Here is a 25,821-nt window from a genome sequence, read left to right as displayed (position 1 = left end):
CATGTCATACGGCCAACCCGGGCTCGACGGCCCGCCGCCCTGCGCGGCCCCTGCGCGGCCCCTGCGCGGCGCCCGTGCTCCCCGGGCCCGTCCGAAGTCGTCGGACATCCGAGGCAACCGAGCCTCCGCTTTCTCACTCTTCACAGACGCCACACATGTGGTTACCGTTCGGTAGGTCACCTGAGTTTCGGCCAAGTGGCCAACGTGGGCACCGGAGTTGACCACTCCGCTGTCGCGTACGTCGATCAGCGACCGGGGGAACACCGTCGCTACGGGGAGGGGTACGTCGTCATGCCGCGATTCCTGAAGCAATCGAGCCGCGCCTGCGCCTGACCCGCGCACGGCACTTCCACCTCTTCGAGCGGGCGCCCTGGCCTGCCCTCTTCCTTCACGAAGAACATTTCCTTCACGAAGAACGGATGCTCTTTTGCGCTCCAGACCATGGTTCGCCATGCCCCCGGCACGAAGAACCGGATATCTCACGCGACTTGTGCCCTCCGTGCTCGCCCTCGCCGTGCTGGCCACGGTCGCCGGGCACCCGGAGCTGACGCACAACCGGGACAACGACTTCAGCCCCGTGGCCGACAGCTACGACGGCTTCGACGCCAAGGCCGCCGAACAGCTCCGCCAGGACGAGTGCCTGATGGGCGACGTGCTGCGCATGGGCGGCCCCGCGATGTACTCCGTCGCGCAGGACGGCCTCAACCAGACCCCGGACAAGCTCCACACGGCAGCCGACCGGCAGTACTGGAACACCACCCCGCTGAGCACCGCGTTCCAGAAGGACCGCGACGACATCGACAAGATCGACCTGCACGGTCGGCTCAACGAATGGCAGAAGCCGTTGTCCGGGCTGCCCACGCCCGGCGGCTTCAAGTCCGTCGCTGACTTCAGCGACCCTCCGGGCACGGCCGGTCGTGGCCAGGACTTCTTCGCGCAGGTGGGCATCAGTCCGTGGCTGGGCGCGCAGTGGTGGAAGAGCGAGAGCGACTACTACAAGGACCCGACCCCGCTCGCCGACGACGTGACCCTCAAGGCGGTCAAGGATCTCGGCACCCCGCTCTACGGCAAGGACCCGGACCCGACGCTCCCGACGTGGAACCGGGACTACGAGGAACACCGGGCGTGGGACAGCCTGGTGAACTGGTCCCTGGAGCCGACCGGCGCCGACAACGCCCGTATCTTCCTCTCCTCCGGCGGCTTCCCGCGTACGGCTCCCGAGCCGGGCAGCGTCGAGTACCGCATGGCCGTGGAGGACCTGAAGACCCGGTTCGCCTCCTGTGCCTGGCGCACCCCGGCCGACCCGAACAAGGTCCTCGGCAAGGAGGTCGCGGCCGCGTCCGGCGAGTGGCAGCAGGAGATCGCCGCCCAGACCGCCCAGCGCAACCAGATCCTCAACGCCAACCGGGACTCCACCAAGTCCCTGGCCGCCGGTGCCTCGGCGCTGGGCGAGATGTTGGGCCAGTCCTGGATCGCCGACCATCTGACCCGCTGGCAGGACTACTGGTCCGCGGGCGGAGCCGGCTGGATCGGCGACAGCCCGATGGTGATCCACGCGCACGGCGCCACCGACAAGTGCCTCGAAGTGGGCGGTGGCAAGAAGGACAACGGAACCCCGGTGCAGATCTACACCTGCAACGGTTCCCCGGGCCAGAAGTGGCAGATCAGCGGTGACACGCTGATCAACGTCAACTCCGGCAAGTGCCTGGACGTGAAGGGCAAGGGCACCACGAACGGGACGGCGTTGCAGATCTACACCTGCAACAGCGGCGCCGGTCAGCAGTGGCAGTACGACCCCCACGCGACGACGCGCCTGTACAACCCCGGCACCGCCAACTGCCTCGATCTCGCGACGTACGACAACGGCCGTGACGGGCGGATGTGGGACTGCAAGGGCACCGACCCGCAGAAGTTCGACATCGTCCCGTCGGGTCACAACGGCACCGACAAGCTCGACTACCCGACCAAGGCGCAGTTCGACAAGGCGAAGAAGGGCGTCGCCGACGCGCAGGCCGAGTCGAAGAAGCAGCTCGACCTGATCAAGGCGCAGGCCGCTGTCGCGAAGAAGGCCGCGACCGACACGGACACCGCCACGAAGGCCGCCTACGCGATCGCCGACCAGGCCGGTGCCCCGCGGGGCCGCGGTCTGCTGGTCGGCCAGCAGAAGGCACAGGTGACCAAGGCGTCGGCGGCCGCGCTGGACGCGCTGTCGAAGGCCGGTGACACCGCGTACGCGGCGACCCGTGCCTCCGCAGGTGACAGCGAGACGATCGCCGCGCGTGCGTTGACGCAGGCCGCGCAGTCGAAGGCCGCGTTCCGTACGGCCGCCGCGCAGGAGGCCAACGCCCAGGCGAAGGCCGCCGCCGACGCGGCCGCCGTGCAGGCGAAGACGGCCAAGGACGCGCGGGACCTCGCGCGGGCCAAGCTCGTCGAGACGCAGAAGGCCGAGGCGGACGCGAAGGCGGCCGCCGCGACCGCGCACGCCAAGCGGCTCGCGGCGGAGGCCGAGGAGGCGACGGCGAAGGCGGAGAAGGAGACCGCCGCGGCCAAGCAGGCGGAGGCCGCGCAGCACAAGTCCAACGCCGAGGGGTACGCCAAGACCGCCGCCGACGCCAAGGGCCGGGCGGAAAGCGCCGAGGGTACTGCCCGCAGCAAGCGCCAGGACGCCGAGGCCGCGCGGGACGACGCGAAGGGCAAGCGCGACGACGCCTGGGACGCGGAGAACAAGGCGAACGCGGCCCGGGCGAAGGCCGACGCCACGGACGCCTACGCCGACGCGCACGACTCGTCCGACGACGCCACGCAGTCGAGGGCCGCGGCGAACGACGCCGACAGGGCCGCCGACGACGCGGAGGCGGCGGCGGGCTCGGCCCGCTCCGAGGCGGACGCGGCCACCAAGGCGGCGGCCGACGCGGACGCCGCGGCGACGCGTGCGGAGGCTGCGGCCAAGCGGGCCCGCTCCGACTCGGACGCCGCGCAGGCAGCCAAGGCGAAGGCGGACGCCGCCGTGCGCACCGCGACCAGCGCGGCCGCGGACGCCATCGTGGCCTCCGAGGCCGCCGCCAGTGCCGCCCGTACGGCCGTGAAGCTGGCCGACGACGCAGAGAAGAGCGCCGCCGACGCCAAGAAGCAGGCCGACGCCTCGAAGGCGGAGGCCGCCAAGGCGGTCGCGGGCGCGGCGGACGCCGCAGGTCACGCCTACACCACCGCGCAGGCAGCGGAGGACGCGGGCGCTTCCGCTCAGCAGGTCGCCGCGCCGGCGAACGACGCGATCCAGCTCGGCTCGCCGTACGTCACCACCGACTCGGCGGCCGGTCTCGTCGTCCTGACGGGCCAGTCGTCGAAGACGATCGCCGAGCAGCAGCAGGCGGTCGCGGAGGCGCACGCGGCCAACGCGCAGAAGAACGCCGAGCAGGCGCAGACCCTGGCGAACGCGGCGACCGGCGACGCGAAGGCGGCGTACACGATCGCCGCCGAGGCCGCCGGACACGCGGCGGACGCCCGCAAGTCGGCGAAGGAGGCGCTGGGTTACGCGTCGGAGGCGGCGAAGGCCGCGGCGGACGCGCAGCTCTCGCTGGCCCGTGCCATCGACTACGACCAGCAGGCCGGCGAGGACGCCGCGGCCGCCGACAAGGCGGCCGGACGCGCCGAGGGCTACGCCAAGGACGCCCGCTCCTCGGCCGACCAGGCGGCCCAGGACGCCTCGGCCGCCCGTTCGGCAGCCGCAGCGGCCGAGCAGTCCGCGAAGGAGGCCCGCGCGGCGGCCGACCGGGCCGACGCCGAGGCCACCGCGGCCGAGGAAGCGGCGAAGGACGCCCAGAAGTACGCGGAGTCGGCCCAGCAGGCGGCGGACGAGGCCGAGCGGAAGGATGCGAACAAGGAGGTCTCGACCGGCTCCGGCACCGGCATCAACGGTGTCTTCTACGTCGTCGACAAGATGACGGAGACGGCACCCGCCAAGCAGCTCAACCCCTGCGACTACGTGCCCCAGGGGTGCACGGTGACGTACGAGCTGCATGTGGACATCACGGTCAGTTACTACTTCTGTGTCAACCCGGACGTCCCCGCCACCGAGGCCGGCTGCCCGAAGTCGGACACGGTCTTCCTCAAGACGGAGACGCTCAAGGACCAGACGAACAACTGGACCCACCACTTCAGCATGGGTGACATCACCCGGCTCGGCTGGCAGGCCCTCTTCGGGGAGAAGCTCGGCGCCGTCCTGTACGAGGTCGTGCTGGGGGATGCCCGCGATTGCTACCACGGCAACGGGGGCAGTTGCGCCTGGGCCGCGGCGATGTTCGTCCCGCCGTCGATGGCCACCAAGCTCGCCGAGGCGGCCAAGCTCGCCGTACGGGTGGAAGACGCCGTCAAGACGGGCGCGAAGGCCGCAGAGGTGCTCGCGGACCTGAAGAAGATCTTCGGTGAGGCGGGCGCCGCCCAGGCGATCGCCGACTCCACCAGCGCGGCGGGCATGGGGCTGCGTATCGCGCAGGCCGTGGCGGAGCGGGCCAAGATCGCCCGTGCCGCGCTGGACCCCAAGCTGCTGGAGAAGCTCAGCAACGCCGGCGTGAAGTTCGACAAGGCGAACACGATCTGGGTCATCGAGTACGCCAAGCCCGGTGTGAACCTCGCCTGGCTGGAGAAGGGCAATGTCAACGCGGGCCTGATCCACATCATCTTCCGGCACGCGGGTGAGTTCGCGACCGCCGGAGTCCGGATCGAGGACATCCCGGCCCTCGTGAGCAAGGCGCTGACCGAGGGCACCCGGGTCGGCACCCAGGGCGCCGGCCGGCCGATCTACGAGGTCGTCTTCAACGGCAAGACCCAGCGACTTGCCATCAGCGTCGGGGACAATGGATTCGTGATCGGAGCGAACCCCGTATGACCCGCGAACAACCCGGGGACCTGCTCGTGCAGGCCCGCGGCGAGCCGTCTCCGCTGTACGCGCCGGAGGAGCCGCAGGCCTACGACGACCTGGCAGCCTTCACGCGCAATGTTCCCCTGGACGACGACCGGCTGGACCTTCCGGCCGATCTGGCGGACGCGCTGCGCTCCTGGTCGTCGTCCCGTCCGCCGGAGGGTTTCACCTCCCGCCCGGACCTGCGCAGGCACGTCAAGCAGGGTCTGGTGCTTGCCCGGACACTGGCCCGGCGGCTCGGGCCGTCGTGGCCGGTGCGCTTCTGGGACGAGCGCCATCGGACGGCGAAGTGGGTGTGCTGGAGCTGCGACCGCCTGCACTGGGAACGCGACAGCCACGGCGCGCCGCCGTACCCGGTCGACCTCACGGTCGAGGGCGAGTTCCAGTACGGTCCGCTGCGCTCCGGTGGGTTCGGGGACTTCTTCCCCGACGATCCCGCCGCCGGGCTGGACCTGTCCGACGACCTGGTGGCCGGCCTCTACGCCTGGGCGAAGAGCATCGACACCACGGTCAACTTGGACCTGCGGGACCGGGAGGACGGCAAGTACGACGACGAGTGGCAGCGGCTCTTCCACGAAGGGACGGAGCTGGCGAGGCGGGTCGCCCACGAGCTCGGCCCCGACCGGAAGGTGACCTACAACGGCCTGGCGAACGCCGCCGGAGCCGGGCCGGTGCCGATCACCTGGCAAGGGGACCGGCAGTTGTAGGCACGAGCAGGACGTCGCCGTGAATCGGACGGCCCAAGGGCCCGCACTCATTCGGGTGCGGGCCCTTGTCGTGCGCTTCCGCTTCGGGTGTCAGCGCAGGCTGAACGTGGACACCCGCACCCCCTGCGACAGCACCAGGTACACGTCGGTACGCCCCTTCGCCGCACCCGCGAGGGCCGCCGAAACCGTCGTGTAGTCGTACGGCGACGACGTGCCGGAGAAGTCGGCCGTGCCGATCAGGCGGCCCGTCGGGGAGCCCAGGCGGATCTCCGCCGTGCCGGGGGAACCCGCCAGTCGGGCGGTGAACCGGGAGACGCCCGAGCCCAGTTGGGTGTCCGCGAACTTCAGCCAGGCGCCGTCCGCCGTCGCCGAGACCGCCGTACCGGACGCCTTCGACTCGTCGACCAGGCTGATCGTGCTGTGGTCGCTGTAGTCGTCGAAGTTCTCCGCCCGGGTCGGCGTGGAGAGGTTCCGGGGCGGGATCGTCTCGCCCTTCACCTGCCAGGCGGCGCGGGCGCGGATGTCGGTCGAGGAGGATCCGGCCAGCACGTCGTAAGTGCCGGTCTCCACGACCCACCTGGAGCGGGTCACGTCCCAGTGGGCCAGGTCCGAGGCCCGCAGCTTCAGCCGTACCGTCCTCGTCTCGCCCGGCCTCAGTGTCACCCGGTCGAAGGACTTCAGCTGCTTCAGCGGCTGGGTGTCGCGGGACGTGCGCTGGTGGACGTAGAGCTGGACCACCTCGGCGCCCGTCCGGCTGCCGGTGTTGGTGACGTTCAGCTCGTAGCCGCCGGGCACCTGCTTCAGGGCGCCGTAGCGGAACGTGGTGTAGGAGAGGCCGTAGCCGAACGGGTAGAGGGCCCGGCCCTTGAAGTACTGGTAGGTGCGGCCGGACTTGATGATGTCGTAGTCGAGGATCGACGGGAGGTCGGCCGCCGACTCGTACCAGGTCTGGGTGAGCCGGCCGGCCGGGTTCGCGTCGCCGTAGAGGAGGTCGGCCAGGGCGTTGCCGGTCTCCTGGCCCGCGTGGGAGGTCCACAGCAGGGCCGGGACCTGCTGCTGCAACGCACCCAGTGTGGTCGGGTAGCTGTTCTCGACCACGACCACTGTCCTCGGGTTGGCCGCTCGCACCGCCTTGACCAGGGCCTCCTGGGCGGGGGCCAGGCCCAGGTCGGTGCGGTCGTGGGCCTCGCGCCCATTGATCGCGGGCATGGAGCCGACCACCACCACGGCCGTGTCCTTGCCCCGGACGGCGGCGACCGCGTCGTCGATCCCGCTGCGGACGACGTCCTTCGTGTAGCGCGCGGCCGCGTCCTTCGTCACCAGGCCGAGGGTGCCGGCCGCGTCCGTCGGGCCGAGGTAGACCGGGTTCGACCACCAGGACTCGCCGGTCTCGTAGCCCGCGTAGCGCAGCAGGTACGTGCCGTCGTCCTGCCGCTCCAGCTTGAACTGCTGCTGTACGAACCAGCCGTTGGGCTGCGCCTGGTCGTTGACGAAGTTCGACCAGTTGTAGCCGACGTACTTGCCGTTGGCGGCCGAGCGCAGGGTGACGACGCCCGAGCCCCAGTCGAACACGTCGAACTGGGCGGAGGTGCCGGAGTCCGCGGTCTCCTTCAGGGGCGCGCCGGTCTCGTCCGTGCCCGCCGTGACGTACTTGCCGGTCGCCGTGTCCTTCAGCGCGATCCGGTCCACGCCCTCGCTGCTCGCGACCGGTGTGCCGAGCTTCGCCGCGATGCCCTGCTTCGGGGTCACCGTGTACGGCGGTGTGCCGGAGTACCAGTCGGTGTAGACGGTGTCGGCGAGCGGGCCGACCACGGCGGCGCTCGCGGACTTCCGCAGCGGCAGCGTGCCGTCGTTCTTCAGCAGCACCGCGGACTCGGCGGCGGCCTCGCGGGCCAGCTCGCGGTGGGCCGGGCTGTCGATGACGGAGGCGTCGATGGCGCCGTACCGGCCGCCGCCGGGGTCGAACTCGCCGAGCCGGACCCTGATGTCCAGGATGTGCCCGGCGGCGGCGTCGACGTCCGACTCCTTCAACAGGCCTGTGGACAGGGCCGACTTGATGGCGTTCGTGGTCGGCGCGGAGTCGGTGTCGTTGTCGGTGAAGCTGTCGATGCCCGCGGTCAGGGCCGCCGCGTCCGCCTCGGCCTGGGTGGCGAAGTACTGCTGGCTGCCGGTGAGGTTGCCGGGCGCGAAGGCGTCGGTCACGTTCAGCAGGTCCCGCGAGGTCCAGGTGCGCACGGTGTCGTCGAGCAGCGGACTCGCCGTGTTCGGGCGGCCGTTGACGAGGTTGTACGAGGACATCACGCCGGTGGCCGCGTCCGCCGCGATCGCGGGCTTGAACGCCTGCTCGTCGTACTCCTTCAGCACCCGCGGACGCAGCTCGGAGGACGTGGTGTCGCGCTGGTACTCGTTGTTGTTCGCGAGGAAGTGCTTGAGCGTGGGCGCCGTCTTGAGATGGTCCGGGTCGCCGCCGGTCAGCCCGGTGCCGTACGCCGTGGAGATCGAGCCGGTGAGGTACGGGTCCTCGCTGTAGCCCTCCTCGTTGCGGCCCCAGCGCGGGTCGCGCAGCAGGTTGACCACGGGCGCCCACAGGTTCAGGCCCCAGCCCGCCGGGCGCTGCTGCTGGAAGCCGCGCGCCTCGTCGCCGACCGCGGAGCCGACCCGCTCCATCAGCGCGGGGTCCCAGGTCGAGGCCAGCCCGATCGCCTGCGGGAAGACGGTGGCCCTGCCCAGCCAGGCGACGCCGTGCAGCGCCTCGGTGCCGGTGCGGAAGGACTGGATGCCCAGGCGCGGGATCGCGGGCTCGTACTGGTGCAGCAGGGAGATCTTCTCGTCGAGCGTCAGCCGGGACAGCAGGTCGGCGACCCGGGCGTCCACCGTCAGAGCGGGGTCGCGGAACGGGTACGCCGGGTCGTCCGCGTGGACGGGGGCGGTGGCGCCGAGACCCGCGATCAGGGCCAGGGCGACCACCAGCGTGGTTCTGCGTCTTGTCCGCGTGCCTTTCTTGCCTTTCTTGCCTTTCGTTCCCTTCGTGCCTTGCATGTCGCGGCTCCTTCGACGGTTCGAATGAGGGCCTTGCACAGGGGGTGGCAACGGGGGGTGGGATCAGGGCGTGTCGCGCGGTGCCGTGCTCGCCCGCCGGGTCAGCCGGGGCGGCAGCAGGGTGGCCTCGGGTACGTCGTCCCCGGCCAGCTTCCGCATCAGCAGTTCCACCGCCCGCTCGCCCACCTCCGCCGACGGCAGGGCGATGGAGGTGACGGGCACCCGCAGGGACTCCGCGAGCTCGTCGGGGCAGATCGCGGTGACGGACAGATCGCCCGGGACCCGCAGCCCGAGCTGCTCGAAGGCGTCGATCAGCGGTTCGAGGACCGCTTCGTTGTGGACGACGACCCCCGTCAGCGCGGGCTGTTCGCGCAGCAGCTGTTCCGCGACCCGGCGGGCCGCGGCGGGCGCCGCCTCGCACGGGTGGACGGTGGAGGCGAGCCCGTTCCGGTCGGTGGCCGCGGTGAACCCCTGGACCACGCGCTGCGCGAACGCCGTCTGCCGCACGTACACCTCCGGCGGCGACCCGACCAGCGCCACCACCCGGTGCCCGAGCTGCGCCAGATGTTCCACGCACAGCTCGCCGGCCGCCTTGAAGTCGAGGTCTATGCAGGTCAGCCCGTCGGCCTCGGCCGGGAAGCCGATCATGACCGAGGGGCGGTCCAGGGAGCGCAGCAGTGGCAGCCGGGGGTCGTCGAGCTGGACGTCCATCAGGATCAGCGCGTCCACCAGCGCCGTGTCCGCGACCCTGCGCAGCCCCTCCTCGCCCTCCTCCTGGGTCAGCAGCAGGACGTCGTGGTCGTGGCGGCGCGCGGTGGTCACCACCGACACCGCGAACTGCATGACCACCGGCACATGGATGCCGGTGCGCAGCGGGACCACCAGCGCCAGGACGTTCGAGCGGCTGCTGGCCAGCGCGCGGGCGCCGGCGTGCGGGCGGTAGCCGAGCTCGCGGATGGACGCCTCCACCCGCTGCCTGGTCTCCTCGGAGATCGGTCGCTTGCCGCTGAGCGCGTACGAGACGGTGCTGGGGGAGACCCCGGCGTGCCGGGCCACATCAGTGATCTTCACCATCAGTCCAGCTCCACCGTCAGGAACCCGGTACCGGCCGGTGCCCGTACCTCCCGCTCGCCTGCCGCCAGACCCCACGGCGCCGAGGGGTCCTCGCACGAGGCCCGCAGGGTGTCGCCCTCCCGTACGACCGTGAAGGTCACGTCCCCGGCCCGTACCGTCACCCGGGCGCCGCGCCGCAGCCCGTACACCCGCAGGGTGACCCCGTCGGCGAAGTCGTAGTCGGGCCGGTCGGCCACCGCGCCCACCGGGATCACCGCCCCCGGCCGCACCAGCAGCGGGACGCTGTCGAAGCCGTGCCGCTCGCGCACCCAGCGCGGCCCGGTCACCGTCCGCCCGGTGCGGAAGTCGGTCCAGTCGCCCTCGGGGACGTAGTAGGTGACGTCGCCCTCGTCGCTGAAGACGGGCGCGACCAGCAGGTCGGGGCCGAGCATGTACTGCCGTTCCAGGTGCGCGCACCCGGGGTCGTCCGGGAACTCCAGGGCCATCGCCCGCATCACCGGCGTGCCCTCGGTGTGCGCGGTGCGGGCCGCGTCGTACAGGTAGGGCATGAGGGCGAGCTTGAGCCGGGTGAAGTGGCGCAGCACGTCCACCGACTCCTCGTCGAACAGCCACGGCACGCGGTAGGAGGAGCTGCCGTGCAGCCGGCTGTGCGAGGACAGCAGGCCGAAGGCGATCCACCGTTTGAACAGCGCGGGGGACGGCGTCCCCTCGAAGCCGCCGATGTCGTGGCTCCAGTAGCCGAACCCGGACAGTCCGAGCGACAGCCCGCCGCGCAGCGACTCGGCCATCGACTCGTACGACGCCTCGCAGTCGCCGCCCCAGTGCACCGGGAACTGCTGGCTGCCCGCGGTGGCCGAGCGGGCGAAGACGACCGCCTCGCCCTCGCCGCGGTGCTCGCGCAGCACGTCGAAGACGGTCCGGTTGTAGAGGTACGGGTAGTAGTTGTGCATCCGCTCCGGGTCGGAGCCGTCGGACCAGGCCACGTCGACCGGGACGCGTTCGCCGAAGTCGGTCTTGAAGCAGTCGACGCCCTGGTCGAGCAGTGCCTTCAGCTTCTGCGCGTACCAGTCGCGGGCCGCCGGGCTGGTGAAGTCGACCAGCGCCATGCCCGGTTGCCACAGGTCCCACTGCCACACGCTGCCGTCGGGCCGGCGCAGCAGGTGCCCGAGCGCCCTGCCCTCGGCGAACAGCGGTGAGCGCTGGGCGATGTACGGGTTGATCCAGGCGCTGATGCGCAGCCCGCGTTCCTTCAGCCGGGCCAGCATGCCCTCCGGGTCGGGGAACACCCGCGGATCCCACTGGAAGTCGCACCAGTTGAACTCGCGCATCCAGAAGCAGTCGAAGTGGAACACGGACAGCGGCAGTTCGCGATCCCGCATGCCCTCGATGAACTTGGTCACCGTCTCCTCGTCGTAGGAGGTGGTGAACGAGGTCGACAGCCACAGCCCGAACGACCAGGCCGGCGGCAGGGCCGGGCGCCCGGTCAGGGCCGTGTACTTGCGCAGGATCTCCTTGGGGGTCGGCCCGTAGATGACGTAGTACGTCAACTGCTGGGCCTCCACGCTGAACTGGACCCGTGACACCGCCTCCGAGCCGACCTCGAAGGACACCTTGCCCGGATGGTCGACGAAGACGCCGTAGCCCGCGTTCGTCAGATAGAACGGGACGTTCTTGTAGGCCTGTTCGGTGGCGGTGCCGCCGTCGGCGTTCCAGATGTCGACGACCTGGCCGTTCTTGACGAGCGGGCCGAACCGTTCGCCGAGGCCGTAGACGCTGGTGCCCACCCCGAGCCCGAGCTGTTCGCGCAGGTAGTGGGTGCCCGTCGCGTCCCGCATGATGCCCATGCCCTTGGGGCCGCTGCCGGTGAGCGACCGGCCGTGGGCGAGGAAGTCGACGCGCCAGGGGCCGGTGCGGGCCACCCGCAGGGTGAGCGCGCCGGAGGTCAGGGCCGCGTGCTCGTCGTCGTGGGTGATCTGGGGGCTGAACTCCTCCTTGCGCACCTCGAACTCGGGACCGCGCGGCTGTTCGCCCTCGAAGTGGGTGAGGGTGACGCCGATGACGTCGGGCAGCGGCGCGTGCGCGCTGATCGTCACGACCGGTCCCTTCAGCAGGTCGCCGCGGTGGCGGATGGGCTGGGTGGGCGCGTGGATCTCCAGGGTGCCGCCCCCGGAGGGGGTGCCCGCGGTGGCGGTGACATCGAGGACCTCGACCGGGTGGGCCGCGGTGACGCCCTCGCGCAACAGCCAGTAGCCGTCGGTGAACTTCACGTGGGGGGTCCTTACTTGACGGCACCCACGGCGATGCCGCGGGTGAGGGTCCGCTGGAAGACGAGGAAGAACACGAGCGCGGGCAGCACGCCCAGCAGCGCCGCCGCGTTGGTCATCGTGGCGTCCATCAGGCGCTGGCCCTGGAGGACGCCGAGGGCCACCGACACGGTCTGGTTGTCGTTGGAGATCAGCATCACCAGGGGGAGCAGGAACTCGTTCCACGTCCAGATGAAGAAGAAGACGAGGAGCACGCCGATGGTGGGGCGGCTGACCGGGACGACGATCCGCCACAGCACCTGCCACCTGCTCGCGCCGTCGATCCGGGCCGCCTCGATGATCTCGCGCGGGAACCGGCCGAGGACGGAGGAGAGCAGGTACGTGCCGAACGCCGCCTGGATCACCGTGAACACGATGATCACGCTCAGCCTGGTGTCGTACAGACCGGCCTGCTTGCTGAGGTAGTACACCGGGTAGACCAGTGCCTCCTGCGGCAGCATGTTCGCCAGGACGAAGAAGGCCAGCACCCAGGTGCGGCCCTTGATGCGGCCGATGCCGATCGCGTACGCGTTCAGCACCGACAGGACGGCCGCTCCCACGGCCACGCAGCCGCTGATCAGCACCGAGTTGACCAGCTTCTGGCTGTAGTCGACGCGCTCCCAGAAATCCTTCAGGCCGTCCAGATAGAGACCGTCGGGGAGGCTCAGGGGGCCGTTCTGGGAGTACTCCGTCGGCGACTTCACGGCGTTGAGGGCGACGACGACGAACGGCACGACCATGAACAGGGCGGCCAGGCACAGGGCCGCGAGGACCGGGTAACGGCGCAGGGCGGTCATGTCCGCACCCCTTCCTCCGCGTCCTCCGCACGGGTCTGGAGCTTCAGCCCGACCAGCGAGAGGGCGAGGATGATCACGGTCAGCACGGTGGAGATCGCGGCGCCGTAGCCGACCTGGGTCTTCTCGAAGAACGTGGCGAAGGAGAAGTACGAGGGCACGTCGGTCGCGCCGCCGGGACCGCCCTTGGTGAGCACGTACACCGCGCCGAACACCTTGAGCGCGGCGATCGAGCACCAGGTCAGCACGACATACGTCTCCGGCCGGATCTGCGGCAGCGTGATGTGCCAGAAGCGGCGCCACCAGCCGGCGCCGTCCAGCTCGGCGGCCTCGTACAGCTCGGGGTCGACGCGTTGCAGCCCGGCCATGAAGACCACCAGCGGGAAGCCGAGCTGCACCCACACCATCACCCCCATCACGCTGTAGAGCGCGAGGTCGGGGTCGCCCAGCCAGTCCCGCTGCCAGGAGCCCAGGCCCACGGCCTTCAGCAGGGCGTTGAGCGAGCCGTTGTCGGGGGCGAGGATCCAGCTCCAGACGATGCCCGCGACCGCGATCGGCAGCACCTGCGGCAGGTAGAAGCAGGCGCGCAGCACGGCGACGACCCGGCTGCCGAAGTGCTTGCCGACGTAGTCGAACAGGGCGGCGGCCAGGACGAGTCCGAGCCCGGTCGGCAGGACCGCCATGGCGACGACCATGAACAGGCTGTGCCGGAACGACGCCCAGAACTCGGTGTCGTCCAGCAGCTCGCGGTAGTTGGCGAGCCCGGACCAGGTGGGGCTGCCCACCCCCTGCCAGTCGGTGAAGCTCACACCGGTGTTCATCAGGAACGGCACGACGACGACCGCGAGGAAGGCGAGCGCGCCCGGGACGAGGAACAGTGCGTAGGAGTCGCGGGGGCGGCGCGGGGGCCGGGGGGCTTCGCCCCTGCCGACCGCCCGCGCGCTCCGTTCGACGGTGACCGTCATTTCTTCGGTACGCCGTTGTCGTACGCCTTCTGGAGGGCGTCGAGGTAGGCGTCCGGCGTCGCGCTGCCCGTGATCAGCTTCTGGGTCTCGGAGACCAGGACGTCGTAGAAGCCGGGCACCGGCCAGTCCGGGTAGAAGGCCAGGCCGTCCCGTCCCGACAGGGTGTTGAAGTTGGTGATGAGCTGCTGCGACTTCGGGTCGGTCACCGCGCTCGCGTCGGCGGCCACCGGGACACCGCCCTTGTTGCCGAGCAGGTTCTGGATCTTCTTCGACATGGTGATGTCGATGAAGTCGTAGGCGAGCTCCTTGTTCTTGGCGTTCTTGGGGACCACCCACAGGTTTCCGCCGGAGCCGAGGGTCAGGTTCGAGCCGGGCCACAGGAAGCTGCCCCAGTCGAACTTGACCTCGTCCTGGAACCGGCCGTACCACCAGCTCCCGGAGAACAGGATCGGCGCCTTGCCCTGGATGAAGGAGACGCCCGCCTCCTCGGCCTTGGTGCCGCTGGAGGTCTTGGCGATGTAGCCCTTCTTCACCCAGTCGGCGAAGGTGGTCGCCGCGTAGGTCCAGGCCTGGTCGTGGAAGTCGGTCTTGCCCTTGTACAGCTCGTAGGAGTCCACCCAGGAGCGGTCGGCCTGGGACAGGGCGAGCTGGTACAGGTACTGCTGGGCGAGGTACTCGGCGCCCGCGTTCGCCAGCGGGGTCACCTTGTTCTTGACGAACACGTCCATCGCGGCGGTCAGTTCGTCGACCGACTTGGGCTCGGCGAGCTTGTACTTGGCGAACAGGTCCTTGTTGTAGAACACCATCGTGTACTCGGCGTAGTTGGGTACGCCGTACCACTTGCCGGAGCCCATGACGCCCTGGGCGTCGTAGCGGCTGGTGGTGGCGACGCCCGCGCTGAGCTTCTTGTCCCAGCCGCGCTTGGCGGCCTCCGTGCTCAGGTCGGTCAGCAGGCCCTGCTTGGAGAGCAGGCCCGCCGTCGCGTTGCCCTTGTTGTACTCCATGAGGTCGGGGGTGTCGGAGGAGTTCAGGACCATCTGGGCGGTCTTCTGGATCTGTTCGAAGCTCTTCTCCTCGTACTTCACCTTCACGCCCGGATGCGAGGCCTCGAACTCCTTGATGGCCTCGTTCCAGGCCGCGCCCATCGCGCTGTTCGGGGCCTCGTAGTGCCACAGCTTCAGGGTCTTGCCGTCGCCGGACGAGCCGCCGTCGGAGCCGCCGCAGGAGGTCAGGAGCAGTGATCCGGTCAGGATCACCGCACTCGCCACCACACGCCTTCGTGTCGTCAACATCCCGTGTCTCCTGGGGAGTCGGATGGGCATCGGGGGTGTCACGCGAGGAACCGTCGAATCGATTCGATGCGTGACGTCGAAGCGCTTCGACGGGGGAAGGTAGGTGGCGGCTGTGGACACGTCAATGGGGTGCGCGGGAATTGCCTCGTGCGGATCGGGACGGGTCCGGTGCGGGAGCGGTGCGGTTACGGTGTGTCACTCGCCGAAGGTCTGATGGGCGAGGGAGATCAGCAGGGCCACCGCGGCCGCGGTGACCGGCACCCCGAACCCGGCCGCCGGAGCGGCGTGCTCGGACATCCAGCCGCCGGCCGCGCTGCCGCAGGCGATACCGCCGAGCAGGCCGGTCACCGCGAGTGTCATGCCCTCGTTGAGACGGCCCTCGGGGGTGCGCTCCTGCACCAGCGCCATCGTGGTGATCATCGTGGGGGCGGTGGCCGTCCCGGCGGCGAACAGCGCCACCGCCAGCAGCGCGGACGATCCGGTCAGCGTCGCCGCGAGCAGCGGCAGCGTCAGCATCGCCGTCATCGCGGCCAGACACCAGGGGTGGCGCCACTCGGCAGGCCCGGACGGCTTCAGCGACCCGTACACCAGCCCCGCCACGCACGAACCGGCCGCCTGGAGGGCGAGCACCACGCCCGCCGCGGCACGGTGTCCGTGCGCGTCGGCGAACGCGATCGTGACGACCTCCGTCGACCCGAAGACCGCGCCCGTGGCCAGGCACACCGCGAGCAGCGGGGGCATACCGGCGGCGCGCAGCGGGGAACGGGCCGTGGGGGTGCGGTGCGGCGGCGGCTGGGTGGCACGCTGGGCGGCGAAGACGAGCACCCCGGTCACCAGCAGCGCCACCCCGGTCAGCGTCCCCGCCTCCGGGAAGAAGGCCCCGCACAGGAAGGCCGCGAGGACCGGGCCGAGCATGAAGCACAGCTCGTCCGCGGCCTGCTCGAAGGAGTTCGCGGTGTGCAGCGCCTCCGGCGTGTCCGCCAGCAGATGCGCCCAGCGGGCGCGCGACATACCGCCGGTGTTGGGGGTCGTCGCGGTGGCCGCGTAGGCGGCGAACAGGGTCCAGTCCGGGGCGTCGCGACGCACGCACAGCACCAGCGCCAGGGAGCCCAGCGCCGCGAACAGCGTGGCGGGCACGGCGACCCGGGCCTGGCCGTGCCGGTCCACGAGCCGGGCGATCCAGGGCGCGACCAGCGCGGTCGCGGCGAGCCCGGTCGCGGTGACGGCACCGGCGAGGGCGTACGAGCCCCGGGTGCCCGCGATCATCACGACCGCGCTCACGCTGAACATGCCCATCGGCAGCCGGGCGATCAGGTTCCCGGCGGTGAACGCGCAGGTGCCGGGGCGGGCGAAGAGCCTGCGATAGGGGCCGGGCGGGCGGACGCGGCGGCGGGAGGCGAAGTCGACGGCGACGACGGCATCGGCGGTGACGGTCCAGAGCGGAACCCCCTCGGGGGTGTCGCGGGGACTGGGCTGCGGCATGGATCAACGGTGGCGCCGGCCCCGCCGACGGGTCCAACACCTTCCGCGGGCCGATTCACGCACTCCTGTTGTAAGTTCACCGGATGCCCGCTCCCCGACACCTCGACCCCAGGCTCCTGCGCGCGTTCCTCGCCGTCGCCGAGGAACTGCACTTCACCCGCGCCGCGGCCCGACTCTACGTCGCCCAGCAGGCGCTCAGCCGCGACGTGCGGCGGCTGGAACGGGAGTTGGGGGCCGAGCTGCTGGTGCGCACCACCCGGCAGGTGACGCTGACCGGCGACGGCGAGCGGCTGGTGCCGCTGGCGCGCCGGGCGCTCCAGGCGCAGGACGACCTGCTCGGCGCCTTCGGGCAGGCCCGGCCGCTGCTGGTGGACCTCAACTTCCCCGACCAGCCCACCGCGCGCCGGGTGCTGTACCGGGCCCGTGAACTCGCCCCCGATCTGGAGCTGATGGCCCGCTACGAGAGCGGCCTCGCCGGGGCGGCGGGGGAGATGGTGGCCGGGCGGCTCGATGTCTCGTTCGGGCGGTTCGCCGGCCTCGACCCGGCGCTGCGGTCCCGGCTGGAGCACCGGCTCGTGCGGTACGAGCCGATGGCGGTCGTGCTGCCCGAGGACCACCGGCTGGCGGCGCTGGCCGAGGTGCCGCTGGCCGAGCTGGCGGGCGAGACGGTGTACGCCGGCGCGGGCAACCCGCGCACGACGGAGTGGACGGACCTCGCGCACCGTCTGTTCGAATGCCGGGGGATCCGGATCGCGGCTCCCGCACCCCTCGCGGTGGGGGACGAGGAGTTCCGACGGATCATGGCGAAGTTGCGAAACCCCATTCTGGCCGTAGTGGGCTTTCCGGCCATGCCTGGGACGGTGCTGCGGCCGCTCGTCGATCCGGTCCCCTTGTCGCCCGTGTCGCTCGTGTGGCGAAAGGGGCTGGTCCATCCGGGATTTGACGCTCTTCGGCAGGCCGCGGACGAGATCGCCGCCCGGGAGAGATGGCTCAGCCGACCAACGGACGGATGGGTTCCGGCCATTGACGAAGATACGATTGGGGCCCACACCTGACACGCTGCGCACATGGATCACGCCTGTGCGCTACATTCGATGGTCTGAGCACGGTGTGGTAATGGGGCGCGTTCGAATCGGGTGGGGGCCCGGTTCGGCGGCGGGTGCTCGGCTTCGTACGCGCTTCCGGAACTGTCCCGTGGGGGGAAGTGCGCACGTGAAAAAGTGGCGGAAAGACGCCCAACCGGAACGGCCCGCCGGAGCATCGGTGAGCCATGACCACCAGTCGACGGGGGAGAACGCTCAGAGCTATTTGGAAACCGGCAGAACCGGGGCTCCTCCGGAACGAATCGGACCGTCCGGGGAACGAACCGGACCGCCTTCGGAGCGGCCTGGATCGGCCCCCGGTGCGCGGCGGGTCGGCCGTCACGGCGGCCGGGCCCGGATCTCGACACCCGCGACCGGACCCGACGCAGGGCTGGGCACGGGCTTACGGCCCGGGGCCGAGATCCTGTCGTCGGCGGGCGGCGCCACGCCGCCGGCCGTCCACGACCCCTGGAGCGAGTCGCGGGCATCGGCGGCGGAGCACGGGAACGAGCACGACCCGGACGAGGTGACCGTCTCGATGGACGCCGTCCAGTTCGGCGAGGCGACCGCGCGGGCCGCCAAGGACGGCGGACCCGAGCCCTCCGACGCGCCGGTGTTCGTGGACGAGTCGGGGCGGCGCAGCCGCACCTTCAGACGGCTCGGCATCGCCGTGGGGCTCGCCTGCGCGGCCTACGCCGCCGTCATCGTCGTCACCCTACTGTCGGGCAACTCCACCGCGCCCTGGCTTCCGGTCCCGGTCCCGGGCAAGGACGACAAGCCCGCCGGCCAGGTCGACACCTCCCCGGCGCCCAGCGCCAAGTCCCGTCCGACGCACGCCGGTCCCGGCGCTCCGGCACCGGGCGTGACCTCGCCCGGCGGTGCGGCCACCGCCTCGGGCACCGGCCCGAAGCCCAGCGCGTCCGGCCGCAGCGGCAGCCCGAGCGCCTCCGCGAAGCCCCGGTCGTCGGCCAGCGCCTCCGCGAAGCCCAGTCCCAGCACGAGTTCCAAGAACCCGGTGACGGAGTCGTCCCCGCCGGTCGTCTCGTCCCCGTCCCCGTCCGTGCCGGGCGACGGCTCGCCCTCGCCCACGCCTCCGGCGAGCCCGGACTCCGGCGCGGCGCACCCGGTCGCACAGGCAGCACCGGACCCGGTCCCCGTCCGGTCGGGCGCCGCCTCCTCGAACTCGTCCTCGCACACGGAGAACGTCCTCTGATGGCATCCCGTTCCAACCGCCGCTCCGCGAAACGGGCGGCCGGCCGGCGACGGCTGCCGCTGCGCAGCCTGCTCCCGCTCCTGCTGCTGTGCGCGATGCTCGCGATGCTGATGCTGCGCGGCTATGTGCACAGCGAGATCCTCGCCGACTTCCGGGTCCGGCCCGAGGCGTCCACCGACAAGGTGCCGCAGAAGATCCTCGACGGCGGTCCGGTGATCGACACCCGCGGCGGCAAGGAGACCAGCCTGCGCCTGCCCGACCACCGCATCGTCCTCACCTTCGACGACGGCCCCGACCCGACCTGGACCCCCAAGGTCCTCGACATCCTCAAGAAGCATCACGCGCACGCCGTCTTCTTCGTCACCGGCACCATGGCCTCCCGCTACCCGGAGCTGGTCCAGCGCATGATCGACGAGGGGAACGAGGTCGGCCTGCACACCTTCAACCACCCCGACCTCTCCTACCAGTCCACGGGCCGCATCGACTGGGAGCTGTCGCAGAACCAGCTCGCGCTCGCGGGCGCGGCCGGCATCCGCAGCTCGCTCTTCCGGCCGCCCTACTCGTCCTTCGCCGACGCCATGGACGACAAGTCCTGGCCGGTCACCAAGTACATCGGCGCACGCGGCTACCTCACCGTCGTCAACGACATCGACAGCGAGGACTGGCGCAAGCCGGGCGCCGACACCATCATCGCCAACGCCACGCCCAAGGGCGGCAAGGGCGCGATCGTCCTGATGCACGACTCCGGCGGCGACCGCCACCAGACCGTGCAGGCCCTCGACCGCTATCTGCCACAACTCCAGGGCCAGGGCTACCAGTTCCAGAACCTCACCGAGGCACTCCAGGCTCCCAACGCGGACACCCCGGTCACCGGCCTCGACCTGTGGCGGGGCAAGGCCTGGATCTTCCTGGTGCAGGCCTCCGACGACGTGACCGGCGTCCTGGTCGTCGGCCTCGCCATCGTCGGCGGCCTGGTCCTGGCCCGCTTCGGCCTGATGCTGCTGCTGTCCGTCCTGCACGCCCGCAAGACCCGCCACCGCAAGTTCCGTTGGGGTCCACAGCCGGTCACCGAACCGGCGTCGGTGCTGGTCCCGGCGTACAACGAGGCCAAGTGCATCGAGAGCACGGTCCGTTCGCTGACGGCGAGCGAGCACCCCATCGAGATCCTCGTCATCGACGACGGCTCCAGCGACGGCACCGCCCGCATCGTCGAGGACCTGAACCTCCCCGACGTACGGGTGATCCGACAGCTCAACGCGGGCAAGCCGGCCGCGCTCAACCGCGGCCTGGCCAACGCCCGTCACGACCTGATCGTGATGATGGACGGCGACACCGTCTTCGAGCCGGCCACCGTCCGCGAGCTGGTCCAGCCCTTCGCCGACCGGAAGGTGGGCGCGGTCGCGGGCAACGCCAAGGTCGGCAACAAGGACACCCTCATCGGTGCCTGGCAGCACATCGAGTACGTGATGGGCTTCAACCTCGACCGCCGGATGTACGACGTCCTGCGCTGCATGCCCACCATCCCCGGCGCGGTCGGCGCCTTCCGTCGCTCCGCGCTGGAACGCGTCGGCGGCATGAGCGACGACACCCTCGCCGAGGACACCGACATCACCATGGCCATCCACCGCGACGGCTGGAAGGTCGTCTACGCGGAGAAGGCCCGCGCCTGGACCGAGGCCCCGGAGTCGGTGCAGCAACTGTGGTCCCAGCGCTACCGCTGGTCGTACGGCACCATGCAGGCGATCTGGAAGCACCGCAAGGCAGTCGTCGAACGCGGCCCGTCCGGCCGCTTCGGCCGCGTCGGCCTGCCGCTGGTCTCCCTGTTCATGGTGCTGGCCCCGCTGCTGGCCCCCCTGATCGACATGTTCCTCGTCTACGGCCTGCTCTTCGGCCCCACCCAGAAGACGATCCTGGCCTGGTTCGGCGTCCTGGCCGTCCAGGTGGTCTGCGCGTCCTACGCCTTCGTCCTCGACCGTGAGCGCCTCACCCCGCTCATCTCCCTGCCCCTCCAACAGATCCTCTACCGACAGCTCATGTACGTCGTCCTGCTCCAGTCCTGGATCACGGCCCTGACCGGCGGTCGGCTGCGCTGGCAGAAACTGCGCCGCAAGGGCGGGGTGTCGGCACCGCCGAACATGCCCGCGCAGGAACAGCGCGTCATGGACGGAAGGCCGGTCGCATGAATCCGCACCACCCCGAAGCCACCACGACCACCCAGCCGCCGAACCCGGCGCGCATACCGCACCAGCCCTCGGCACCCGACCCGGCGCCCGCGCCCACGTCCGAGGCCACGCCCGCGCAGGAGCCGAAGCGCGCCTCCGGACGCGACCGGTACTTCGACCTGCTGCGCGCGATCGCCCTCTTCCGGGTCGTCTTCTACCACCTGTTCGGCTGGGCCTGGCTGCCCGTGGTGTTCCCCTCCATGGGCGTGATGTTCGCCCTGGCCGGCAACCTCATGGCCACCTCGCTCGGCAAGCGCCCCGCCGTGCAGGTCGTACGCGGCCGGATGCGCCGTCTGCTGCCCCCGCTGTGGCTGCTCGGCGCGGTCGGCGTCACGGGCATGCTGCTGGGCGGCTGGGGTCCCGACTCCGACGGACACCCCGGCTGGTGGTGGATCCACCTCGGCTTCTGGATCCTGCCGCTGAGCGACCCGCCGTTCGGCGACCAGGTACATGGCATCCACGGTCTGATCGGCGACGAGTGGGCCACGGAACTGGCCGTACCCCTCTGGTACATCCGCGCCTACCTCTGGTTCGTGCTGCTCTCCCCGCTCATGCTGCGCGCCCTGCGCCGGCTGCCCTGGCCGACGATCCTCGCGCCGATCGCCCTGTCCGCGGCACTGGAGTTCGGCCTGCTCACCGTGCCCTTCTCCCGGCTCGACTCCAACCTCAGCGACTTCGGGGCGTTCGGCTCGTGCTGGCTGGCGGGGATGGCCCACCAGCAGGGCATCCTGAAGAAGCTCCCCCGCTACGTCGTGCCGTCCCTCGCGCCGGTCGTCGCGGGCATCGGCCTCTGGTACGCGCTCACCCACGGCTTCGCACCGGGCAACGACCTCGACGACATGCCGTTCGCGCAGGCGCTGTGGTCCTTCGCAACCGTGCTGATGCTGCTGCACATCAGCCCCTCGTGGTCCGAGTGGCCGCGTCCGCTGCGCCGCTGGGACCGCCTGGTCACCCTCCTCAACGCCCGCGCGGTGACCATCTATCTGTGGCACAACGTGTGCATCGTCGTCGCGGGCACCCTCTGGGACCACCTGTGGAACGTCACCTTTCTGTACGACGACGCGCCCTGGATCCTGACGAGTTCCTGGCCCGTGCTGGTCGTGGTCTGGGCCCTCACCGCCTGCTGCGTGCTCTGCTTCGGCTGGATGGAGGACGTCGCGGCAAAGCGCAGGCCACGGCTGTGGCCCGACGGTTCGGGCTCGCGCGCGGGAGCGCACCGGGCCTGACGGTCCGTCCGGCCGCACTGGTGTCATGACGCGAAGCCCCGCTACCGTAGCGGGGCTTCGCCACTACGACACAGGAGCCTCCCGTGACCCGCCGCCCTCGCCTGCTCACCACAGCCGCCGCCGGAGCGACGGCGCTGCTCCTCCTCACCGGGTGCGGTGGCGGAGACGGTGGTTCGAAGGGCAACGACAAGATCGCGGGCGCGGACACGGACACGTCACCGTCGGCCTCACCGAGCCCGTCGGCATCCAAGGCGGCGGATCGACCGAAGATCGAGCTGCCGTCGGACGACATCCTGACGTTCACTCCGGAGAAGGCCGGTGACGCGGTCAAGGACGCGATTCTCAGCGACAACGCGGAGTTCGTCCGGTCCATGGACGCGGCCATCATCGCTCAGAATCCGCGTCTTCCCGCGCTGGAGTACTACACGGAGGGCGAGGGGGCCGCAGCGGCCCAGCAGTGGGTCCAGGGGTTCAAGGACGCCGGCCTGTCAATCACCGGAACCGTGCGCTACTACGACCGTCAGGTCAACGTCGAATCCAAGGACAAGGCCTCGCTGACGTACTGCGGCGACGAGAGCAAGGGCTTCAACAAGGTCGTCAAGACCGGAGTGGTCCAGAAGACGAAGGCCACCAAGAACAGTTACGTCCTCTATGGCGTCCAGGTCGAGAAGAACGACAAGGGAGTCTGGGAGCTCGTGAAGATCGCTTCTACTCGGGGGGCCGACAGGTGCCAGCCGTGACCCGCCTCGCCCGTGGCATAGCGGCCACTCTGGTCGCTACGTCACTCTGCCTGATCTCGGCTCCCGCCGCGATGGCCGACCGGACCCCCGGCGGCGGGTCGGTCGGCGACGGTTCCGGGTCGGACACGAACACCTCCGGCAATGTAGACGGCGACACCGTCTCCGCTTCCGCCAGCGGCGTCGTCTTCGACACCTCCAACAACGGCCATGGTTCGTCCGTAGGACCCGTCGCCTCCGCCGACAGCTCCTGGAGCCCGCCCGCCTGCTGGTACGCGCCGAAGTACACGCCAGAGCAACTCCAGAAGACCTTGGAGCCGATCTGGGAGGCGGGGTCAACCGGCGACCAGTGGGACCTGGAGCAGCGCGAGACGTACGTCAACGGCAACCCGTACAAGGACTTCAACAAGGACAAGACCGGCAAGGGCTACTTCTGGGACTCGTTCGTCGACAAGAGCTACCCGCCCGGCTGGGACAAGTGCACCAAGGAGATCTTCTGGGTCGACACCGGTGACCAGCCGCCCGCCGACGCGGTGAACGCCGTGACGCCCGAGGTGCTTGCCGCGCTCGCGTACGCCCAGATCCGCGTCCCCACCAAGCCGGTCAGCCTCAAGCCCGAGGGCACCACCAAGGTGAACCTGCCGACCTGGGCGTGGCTCGACGGCGCCGACTTCAAGCCCGTCTCCGTCACGGCGAGCGTTCCGGTGCTGGGTATCTCCGCGACCGCGACCGCCGAACCGTACTCGCTGAAGATCGAGCCCGGCACGGCGGACGCCGAGACGTATCCGGCGTCCGGGGTCTGCGAGATCCGCGGCGGGCACATCGGTGAGGAGTACGCCGCGGGCAAGGCGAACGAGACACCGCCGTGCGGAGTGAAGTACCTACGCTCCTCCGGGGACGGCACTTACCACCTCAGGGCCACCGTCACGTGGAAGATCCACTGGACGGCGGGTGGCGACCCCACCCCCCACACCCTCCCCGACGGCACCTTCGGTGCCGACCAGGACGTCGTCGTCCAGGAGATCCAGGCCGTCAACCGCTGAGGTCCCGGAAGGGAACGACCTCTCACCCGCCCGCTCACCGGGGTGAGGGCAAAGTTCCCTTCCGGTCACTCACAGCCACAGCCAGGAAACGCGCCCTCCCTACCTTCGGGACTCATCACCGTTCGTCGCCGCGCGAACCGTCCGAGTCCCGAAGCACCGTGGAGGCGTCATGACTGCCCCTGATACAGCCCCCGCAGCGAGCAGGGGAGGCCGTTGGATCGAGCACTGGGATCCGGAGGACGAGGCCTTCTGGCAGGAGTCGGGGGAGAAGGTGGCCCGCCGCAACCTGCTCTTCTCCGTCCTCGCCGAACACATCGGCTTCTCCGTGTGGACCCTGTGGTCCGTGCTGGTGCTCTTCATGGGCCCGGAGTACGGGCTGACCCCGGCCGACAAGTTCCTGCTGACGTCCGTGGTCACGCTGGTGGGGGCCGTGGTGCGGGTGCCCTACACCTTCGCCGTGGCGGTCTTCGGCGGCCGGAACTGGACGGTCATCTCGGCCTCCCTGCTGCTGATCCCCACCGTCGCGGCGTTCACCGTGATGGAGCCGGGGACCTCGTTCTCCACGTTCCTGCTGGTCGCGCTGCTCGCCGGGTTCGGCGGCGGCAACTTCGCCTCCAGCATGACCAACATCAACGCCTTCTTCCCGCTCCGGAAGAAGGGCTGGGCCCTCGGCCTCAACGCGGGCGGCGGCAACATCGGCGTACCGGTCATCCAGCTCGTGGCGCTCGCGGTCATCGGCGCGAGCGGCGGCCCGCGCGTGGTCCTCGCGATCTACATCCCGCTGATCGTCCTGGCCGCCACGCTCGCCGCGCTCAGGATGGACAACATCGCGTCCGTGAAGAACGACACCGGTGCCGCGATCGACGCGGCGAAGGACGCGCACACCTGGATCATGTCCTTCCTCTACATCGGCACCTTCGGCTCCTTCATCGGCTACAGCTTCGCCTTCGGACAGGTGCTGACCAACGAGTTCGGGCGTACGCCCCTCCAGGCGGCCTACCTCACCTTCATCGGCCCGCTGCTCGGTTCGCTGATCCGGCCCGTGGGCGGGCGGCTCGCCGACCGGTTCGGCGGCGCGCGGATCACGCTGTACAACTTCGTCGGGATGGCGGCCGCCACGGCCTGCCTGGTCTTCGCCTCCATGGCGAAGTCGCTGCCGCTGTTCGTGTCGGTGTTCGTCGTCCTGTTCGTGCTCAGCGGGCTCGGCAACGGGTCGACGTACAAGATGATCCCGGGCATCTTCCACGCCAAGGCACTGGCCCAGGGGCTGACGGGCGAGGCGGCCGCCCGGCACGGACGCCGGCTCTCCGGGGCCTCCATGGGACTCATCGGCGCGGTCGGCGCGCTCGGCGGGGTCGGCATCAACCTCGCCTTCCGGCAGTCCTTCCTCTCCTACGGCTCCGGCACCGGAGCGTTCGTCGCCTTCCTCGCCTTCTACGGACTGTGCTTCGCGGTGACCTGGTCCGTATACCTTCGCCGTCCGGACGCCCAGTCCACGACCGAGGTGGCCGCAGAGACGAAGTCGCAGCTCAGCTACGCCGAGGTGTGACGTAACACCGGCGACACGAGGCCGAACCGAGTCTGTCACGCACCGTTGACAGGCTCGCTCGGCACGTAGGTGCACATCGTTCGTCCGGGGGCCGAGTGGGAGAGAGTGCTGTTGCCATGCGTGCCAGAACCCAGCCGAGCGCAGTCAGCGAGCAGCAGTTGCCGACCTCCTCCAG

At 70.5% G+C, this 25,821-nt stretch carries 17 protein-coding genes; 9 read left to right on the top strand and 8 right to left on the bottom strand.

Annotated elements, in window-relative coordinates; translation table 11 throughout:
* Positions 1–269: 269 nt before the first annotated feature.
* Positions 270–443, bottom strand: coding sequence for a hypothetical protein (locus tag FNH09_RS46590; protein ID WP_156110797.1), 174 nt, complete (start codon positions 441–443; stop codon positions 270–272).
* 8 nt (positions 444–451) lie between these two features.
* Between FNH09_RS46590 and FNH09_RS03650 the strand changes: the two genes are divergently transcribed.
* Complete coding sequence (locus FNH09_RS03650) at positions 452–4,885, top strand: RICIN domain-containing protein (protein ID WP_152885090.1); 4,434 nt, start codon at positions 452–454, stop codon at positions 4,883–4,885.
* Positions 4,882–5,625: a hypothetical protein gene (locus FNH09_RS03645; protein WP_152885087.1), complete on the top strand. Its 744-nt coding sequence runs from the start codon at positions 4,882–4,884 to the stop codon at positions 5,623–5,625. The genes FNH09_RS03650 and FNH09_RS03645 overlap by 4 nt, the downstream gene beginning before the upstream one ends.
* Positions 5,626–5,715: 90 nt before the next feature.
* On the opposite strand, the gene FNH09_RS03640 is transcribed toward FNH09_RS03645, so the two are convergent.
* From FNH09_RS03640 to FNH09_RS03610, 7 genes are all read right to left on the bottom strand, one after another.
* On the bottom strand, positions 5,716–8,664 hold the full coding sequence (locus FNH09_RS03640; protein ID WP_152885085.1) for a glycoside hydrolase family 3 protein: 2,949 nt from the start codon (positions 8,662–8,664) through the stop codon (positions 5,716–5,718).
* A gap of 63 nt (positions 8,665–8,727) precedes the next feature.
* On the bottom strand, positions 8,728–9,738 hold the full coding sequence (locus FNH09_RS03635) for a LacI family DNA-binding transcriptional regulator (protein ID WP_202919586.1): 1,011 nt from the start codon (positions 9,736–9,738) through the stop codon (positions 8,728–8,730).
* Complete coding sequence (gene yicI / locus FNH09_RS03630; RefSeq protein ID WP_162468065.1) at positions 9,738–12,005, bottom strand: alpha-xylosidase; 2,268 nt, start codon at positions 12,003–12,005, stop codon at positions 9,738–9,740. The genes FNH09_RS03635 and yicI overlap by 1 nt, the downstream gene beginning before the upstream one ends.
* Positions 12,006–12,016: 11 nt before the next feature.
* Positions 12,017–12,838 (bottom strand): carbohydrate ABC transporter permease, encoded by an 822-nt coding sequence (locus FNH09_RS03625; RefSeq protein WP_152885083.1) that lies wholly within the window; start codon positions 12,836–12,838, stop codon positions 12,017–12,019.
* The gene (locus FNH09_RS03620) at positions 12,835–13,800 is read right to left on the bottom strand and encodes a carbohydrate ABC transporter permease (RefSeq protein ID WP_152885080.1); all 966 of its coding nucleotides are present in this window, start codon (positions 13,798–13,800) and stop codon (positions 12,835–12,837) included. Before FNH09_RS03620 ends, FNH09_RS03625 begins: the two co-directional genes overlap by 4 nt.
* A complete protein-coding gene (locus FNH09_RS03615) occupies positions 13,797–15,092 on the bottom strand; it encodes an ABC transporter substrate-binding protein (RefSeq protein WP_152885078.1) in 1,296 nt (431 codons plus the stop codon). Before FNH09_RS03615 ends, FNH09_RS03620 begins: the two co-directional genes overlap by 4 nt.
* A gap of 195 nt (positions 15,093–15,287) precedes the next feature.
* Positions 15,288–16,574, bottom strand: a complete 1,287-nt coding sequence (locus tag FNH09_RS03610) for an MFS transporter (RefSeq protein ID WP_152885076.1) — start codon at positions 16,572–16,574, stop codon at positions 15,288–15,290.
* Positions 16,575–16,657: 83 nt separating this feature from the next.
* Here FNH09_RS03610 and FNH09_RS03605 point away from each other — a divergent pair, with 83 nt between their 5' ends.
* The 7 genes from FNH09_RS03605 to FNH09_RS03575 all read left to right on the top strand — a co-directional run bounded on the left by FNH09_RS03605 (position 16,658) and on the right by FNH09_RS03575 (position 25,646).
* Positions 16,658–17,629 carry a LysR family transcriptional regulator gene (locus FNH09_RS03605; protein WP_152885074.1) on the top strand — a complete coding sequence of 324 codons (972 nt, stop codon included), beginning with the start codon at positions 16,658–16,660 and terminating at the stop codon, positions 17,627–17,629.
* A 565-nt stretch (positions 17,630–18,194) separates the two neighbouring features.
* Positions 18,195–18,869 carry a hypothetical protein gene (locus FNH09_RS03600; RefSeq protein WP_152885072.1) on the top strand — a complete coding sequence of 225 codons (675 nt, stop codon included), beginning with the start codon at positions 18,195–18,197 and terminating at the stop codon, positions 18,867–18,869.
* Positions 18,869–21,052 (top strand): bifunctional polysaccharide deacetylase/glycosyltransferase family 2 protein, encoded by a 2,184-nt coding sequence (locus FNH09_RS03595; RefSeq protein WP_152885070.1) that lies wholly within the window; start codon positions 18,869–18,871, stop codon positions 21,050–21,052. Before FNH09_RS03600 ends, FNH09_RS03595 begins: the two co-directional genes overlap by 1 nt.
* Positions 21,049–22,317, top strand: a complete 1,269-nt coding sequence (locus FNH09_RS03590) for an acyltransferase family protein (protein WP_152885067.1) — start codon at positions 21,049–21,051, stop codon at positions 22,315–22,317. The genes FNH09_RS03595 and FNH09_RS03590 overlap by 4 nt, the downstream gene beginning before the upstream one ends.
* A gap of 83 nt (positions 22,318–22,400) precedes the next feature.
* Positions 22,401–23,057 carry a hypothetical protein gene (locus FNH09_RS03585; RefSeq protein ID WP_162468064.1) on the top strand — a complete coding sequence of 219 codons (657 nt, stop codon included), beginning with the start codon at positions 22,401–22,403 and terminating at the stop codon, positions 23,055–23,057.
* The gene (locus FNH09_RS03580) at positions 23,045–24,097 is read left to right on the top strand and encodes a hypothetical protein (RefSeq protein WP_162468063.1); all 1,053 of its coding nucleotides are present in this window, start codon (positions 23,045–23,047) and stop codon (positions 24,095–24,097) included. The genes FNH09_RS03585 and FNH09_RS03580 overlap by 13 nt, the downstream gene beginning before the upstream one ends.
* Positions 24,098–24,266: 169 nt before the next feature.
* Positions 24,267–25,646, top strand: a complete 1,380-nt coding sequence (locus FNH09_RS03575; protein ID WP_152885065.1) for a nitrate/nitrite transporter — start codon at positions 24,267–24,269, stop codon at positions 25,644–25,646.
* The last annotated feature ends 175 nt before the right edge of the window (positions 25,647–25,821 follow it).

The organism is Streptomyces adustus (assembly GCF_009377175.1).
In the GTDB taxonomy this organism is placed as follows: Bacteria; Actinomycetota; Actinomycetes; order Streptomycetales; family Streptomycetaceae; genus Streptomyces; species Streptomyces adustus.
Note: the sequence above shows the minus strand (reverse complement) of the source record. Positions and strands in the feature narration are given on the sequence as shown.